Raw genomic sequence first — 4,646 nt, forward strand, 5'->3', positions numbered from 1 at the left:
CGCAAGCAGTTCGGCCGCCCGATCAGTGATAACCAGGGCGTGCAGTTCATGCTGGCCGACATGGCGATGAAGCTGGAGTCGGCCCGGCTGATGGTGTATCACGCGGCGGCGCGCGCCGAGCGTGGCGAATCCAACCTGGGGTTCATCTCCGCGGCGTCGAAGTGCTGGGCCTCTGATGTGGCGATGGAGGTGACCACCGACGCGGTGCAGCTGTTCGGCGGCGCCGGCTACACCGTGGACTTCCCGGTCGAGCGGATGATGCGCGACGCCAAGATCACCCAGATCTACGAAGGCACCAATCAGATTCAGCGCGTGGTCATGTCACGGGCGTTGCTGCGCTGACCGATAGGATCTCCGGCGGTTCACCATCCGGGGTGGTAGGGCCGGACGTAGAGTCGTGCGATGAGTCGTGCCCGCGGCAGGGGGTCTGAAGTGAACAGCGTGGCGTCCTCTGCGCATCCCCGGATGACCGGGACTTGATGCCGGTGCGCGCTCCAGTGACCCCGGCGGCGAATTGGCAGTCCTTGTCTTTGCTGTTGGTGGAGGACGACCGCGCCGACGCGGTGCTGGTGGAGGACCTCATCGCTGACGCGGTCGCCGACATCCGGGTGGTGTGGGCGCAGTCGATGGCCCACGCCGAGCGTGAACTGGCCTCGGCCCGGCCCGACTGCGTGCTGCTGGACCTGCACCTGCCCGACGCCAACGGCATCGACGCGCTGGACCGCATCGCCAAGCGCGACGCCACGGTGCCGATCGTCGTGCTGACCGGGCTCAACGACGAGTACTTCGGGGCTTCCGCGGTCGCCGCCGGCGCCCAGGACTACCTGGTCAAGGGTCGCGTCGAACCCGAGATGCTGCGGCGCGCGCTGCTGTACGCGATCGAGCGCAAGCGTGCCGAGCTGATTGCCGCCGACCTGCACGCCACCCGGCTGCGGGCCCGGGAGAACGCGCTGCTGGAACGCGGGCTGCTGCCGTCCCCGCTGCTGCTGGACAACCCGGGCGTCGACATCGTCGCCCGGTACCGGCCGAGCCGCGAGGACGCGCTGCTGTGCGGCGACTTCTACGACGTGGTGCAGACGCCCGACCGGGTGGTCCACGTCCTGATCGGCGACGTCGCCGGGCACGGGCCGCACGAGGCCGCCCTGGGCGCGGCGCTGCGGATCGCCTTCCGCGCGCTCACCTTCGCCGGCGTGCAGGGCGTGGAGCTGATGCGGCAGCTCGAGCGGGTGCTGCACTCCGAACGAACGGGCACAGGGGTTTTCGCGACCGTCCTGAGCCTGGAGATCCCGCCCGACAGCTCGCGCATCACCGCGATCCGGGCCGGCCATCCCGGGATGCTGTTGCAGCGCGACGGCACCGTCGAATGGCTGGAGCCGCCGGGTGGCCCCGCGCTGGGTCTGCGCGCCGACGACGACTGGCCGCGGCACGAGATGGACCTGCCGCCGGGTCACGGCCTGCTGCTGCTCACCGACGGGCTGTTCGAGGGGTATTCGGGACCGGGCGCCCAACGCCTGGGCGAGGACGGCCTGCTCGAGCTGGCCCGGTCGCACGCCAACCGGCCGGGGCCGGAGTTCGTCGACGCGCTCATCGACGGGGCGCAGCAACTCGCCCAGCCGCGAGGCGGGCTCACCGACGACATCGCCGTCCTGCGGGTCGAAAGGACCACCAGGTGACCCCGACGTTGCGCCGCTTGCGGCTGTCGCAGCTCACCGTGCGCGGATGGCAGGCCCTCGTCCTGGTCAGCATGGGCGTCATGGTGCTGGCCGGCGCGCTGGTCGGCGCGTCGCTGCTGAACCGCACGGACGACATGACGGACCAGCTCGTCGACAGCATCCAGCCGGCGCGCGTGGCGGCCTTCCAGCTGCAGGCCGCGCTGCGTGACCAGGAGACGGGAATCCGCGGCTACCTGTTGGCCGGGGACCGGCAATTCCTCACGCCGTACTACGACGGGCAACACGCCGAACAGGCCGCGGCGGAAGAGATCCGGCGGTGCCTGGGTCAGCGCCCGGATCTCATCGTCGACCTCGCCGCCATCGAGGACGCCGCCGCCAACTGGCGGGCCAGCTACGCCGAGCCGGTCATCGCCACGGTGCTGCCCAACGGCAAGAACGTCGCGAGCAAGCCGTCGGCGGAGCGCGGAAAGACCGAATTCGACCATCTGAGAACGCTTTTCGATAGGCAGAACGCGAACCTGTCGGCGGCGCGGGTGGCCGCCGCGGCCGAGCTCAAGCACACCGACGCCTGGCGGGACCGGGTGTTCGGCGCCATGGTGTTGCTGTTCTTCATCACGGCCGGGCTGCTGGGGTTCCTGGTCCGCGACACGGTCGCCCGTCCGCTCGCCGCGCTGGCCGCGGCGTGCCGGCGGATCACCCAGGGCAGCTTCGAGGAGAGCATCGCAGCGCCGAAGCGGCCCAAGGACGTTCGCGACATGGCCATCGACGTGGAGAACATGCGCAAGCGGATGGTCGAGGAACTCGAGGTGTCGCGGTCGGCCCAGGCGCTACTGGACGAGCAGGCCGCCGAATTGCGCCGGTCCAACACCGAACTCGAGCAGTTCGCCTATGTCGCGTCGCACGACCTGCAGGAGCCGCTGCGCAAGGTCGCCTCCTTCTGCCAGCTGCTGGAGCGCCGCTACGGCGACAAGCTCGACGAGCGGGGCATCGAATACATCGGCTTCGCGGTCGACGGGGCCAAGCGGATGCAGGCGCTGATCAACGACCTGCTCACGTTCTCGCGCGTCGGCCGGCTGGGCACCACCGAGACCGATGTGGACCTCGACGCGACGCTGGATTCCGGCCTGGCCAACCTGGCCGTCGCGATCGATGAGTCGCAGGCCGAAATCGTGCGCCCCGACGCCCTTCCGCAGATCAAGGGCGACCCGACGCTGCTGACGATGCTGTGGCAGAACCTCGTCGGCAACGCGGTGAAGTTCCGGCACAAGGATCGCCCGCCCCGCGTCGTCATCGAGTGCGCTCCGGGCATCGGCAATCACGACGGCCAATGGGTGATCACCGTGTCGGACAACGGCATCGGCATCCCGGCCGAGTTCGCCGACAAGGTCTTCGTCATCTTCCAGCGCCTGCACGGCCGCGATGTGTACGCGGGGACCGGCGTCGGGCTCGCCCTGGTCAAGAAGATCGTCGAGCACCATGGCGGCACCATTCGGATCGACACGTCCCGCACCGAGGGGACGCGGTTCGAGTTCACCCTGCCCATGGCCGGGCCCGAGCCCGCCGAGCACGCAGACTCAGCCGCTTTGGAAGGAGCGCATCAGTGACATCAGAGGGCAGAGCGATCGACATCCTGCTCGTCGAGGACGACCCGGGGGACGAGCTCATCACGCGAGAAGCGTTCGAGCACAACAAACTCAAGAACCGGCTGCACGTGGCGCACGACGGGGAGGAGGGACTCGACTACCTCTACCAGCGCGGCAAGTTCGAGGACGCGCCGCGGCCCGACCTCATCCTGCTGGACCTGAACCTGCCTAAATACGACGGCCGCCAACTGCTGGAGAAGATCAAGTCCGACCCGGACCTGGCCCGCATCCCGGTCGTCGTGCTCACCACCTCCTCGGCGGAGGAGGACATCCTGCGCAGCTACAAGCTGCACGCCAACGCCTATGTGACCAAGCCGGTCGACCTGGACCAGTTCATGAAGGCGGTCCGGCAGATCGACGAGTTCTTCGTCCAGGTGGTGCGGCTGCCCAGCCTGTGACGGCCTACGGCGTGGTCTGCGGCGCGTTCAGGAACGCGTCGTTGTGCTGCCCGGGCGCGGGCGGGGGATCGGTGGCCACCGCGTCGAAGCTCGAGTAGCGCGCCGGCATGCGGACCACCGTGACCGAGTCCTCGCCGCTGCCCACCCGCAGCGCGAGCTCGTTCTCCGCGAACAGCGGGGTGTCCACCACCTGCTTCCAGGTGTAGGCCAGGCAGGCCATCAGGCCGCCTTCCTGGAGCAGCTCAACCCACTCGGCCGCGGTCCTGGCGGCCAGCGCCGCCTCGAGTTCCTCGGTCAGCTCGGCGTAATTCATTGCGCGCGAACGCTGGTCGATGAACCGCTCGTCGGTCAGCAGGTCCGGGCGGCCGATGATCTCGCACAGCTTGGCCCAGTGCTTGGGCACATACGCACTGATCACCAGGTACCCATCGGCCGCCTTGAACGCGTCCGACGGTTGCGTCGCGAAACCAACTCCCTTGCGCTTCTTGGGTTTCGGTGTGGCGTCGGGCTTGGGCGCCTCGGCCGGCTTGTTGAGGTGGATGGTGAGCTGCCCGGCCTGCAGGTTGACCGCGACGTCGTACATGGCGACACGCACCACGTCGGCCACGCCATGGCGCTCCCGGTTGAGCAGCGCGGCCAGCACCGCCTGGGCCAGCACGTGCCCGCTGGCGGCGTCGACCAGCTGGAACGGGATGATCTGCGGCTTGCCGGTCGGCGTCGGCATCCCGGTGGTCATGCCCGACTCGGCCGCGACCATCAGGTCCACGCCCGGCCTGCTGCCGTGCGGGCCGTTGCCGCCGTAGGCCGACAGCCGCGCGTAGATCAGCCTCGGGTTGCGGGCGCGCAGGTCGTCGGGGCCCAGGCCCATGCGCTCCATCACGCCGGGACGAAACCCCTCCAGCACCACGTCGGCGGTGTCGACCAGCCGCAGG

5 protein-coding genes are annotated in these 4,646 nt (G+C 69.3%); 4 read left to right on the forward strand and 1 reads right to left on the reverse strand.

The annotated features are described in order from the left end of the window. The 4 genes from A5713_RS23640 to A5713_RS23655 all read left to right on the forward strand — a co-directional run. Nucleotides 1-342, forward strand: a 342-nt coding sequence (locus A5713_RS23640; protein ID WP_255398450.1) for an acyl-CoA dehydrogenase family protein, incomplete at its 5' end; no start/stop codon positions are given. A 137-nt stretch (nucleotides 343-479) separates the two neighbouring features. Further along, a complete protein-coding gene (locus tag A5713_RS23645; protein ID WP_067924943.1) occupies nucleotides 480-1,673 on the forward strand; it encodes a PP2C family protein-serine/threonine phosphatase in 1,194 nt (397 codons plus the stop codon). Nucleotides 1,674-1,744: 71 nt separating this feature from the next. Further along, the gene (locus tag A5713_RS23650) at nucleotides 1,745-3,277 is read left to right on the forward strand and encodes a CHASE3 domain-containing protein (protein ID WP_082973126.1); all 1,533 of its coding nucleotides are present in this window, start codon (nucleotides 1,745-1,747) and stop codon (nucleotides 3,275-3,277) included. Next, entirely contained in the window at nucleotides 3,274-3,714 is a 441-nt protein-coding gene (locus A5713_RS23655) for a response regulator (protein ID WP_067205287.1), read from the forward strand. The genes A5713_RS23650 and A5713_RS23655 overlap by 4 nt, the downstream gene beginning before the upstream one ends. Nucleotides 3,715-3,718: 4 nt before the next feature. Here A5713_RS23655 and A5713_RS23660 read toward each other — a convergent pair. Beyond that, nucleotides 3,719-4,646: CoA transferase (locus A5713_RS23660; RefSeq protein WP_068098582.1), on the reverse strand; the 928-nt coding region annotated here is incomplete at its 5' end.

The organism is Mycobacterium sp. E2497 (genome assembly GCF_001668695.1).
Classification (GTDB): Bacteria; Actinomycetota; Actinomycetes; order Mycobacteriales; family Mycobacteriaceae; genus Mycobacterium.

Bases quoted from the DNA above. Each gene is read 5' to 3' on its own strand.
- A5713_RS23650 (WP_082973126.1), top strand. From the start codon at position 1,745: ATGGGCGTCATGGTGCTGGCCGGCGCGCTGGTCGGCGCGTCGCTGCTG.
- A5713_RS23645 (WP_067924943.1), top strand. From the start codon at position 480: ATGCCGGTGCGCGCTCCAGTGACCCCGGCGGCGAATTGGCAGTCCTTG.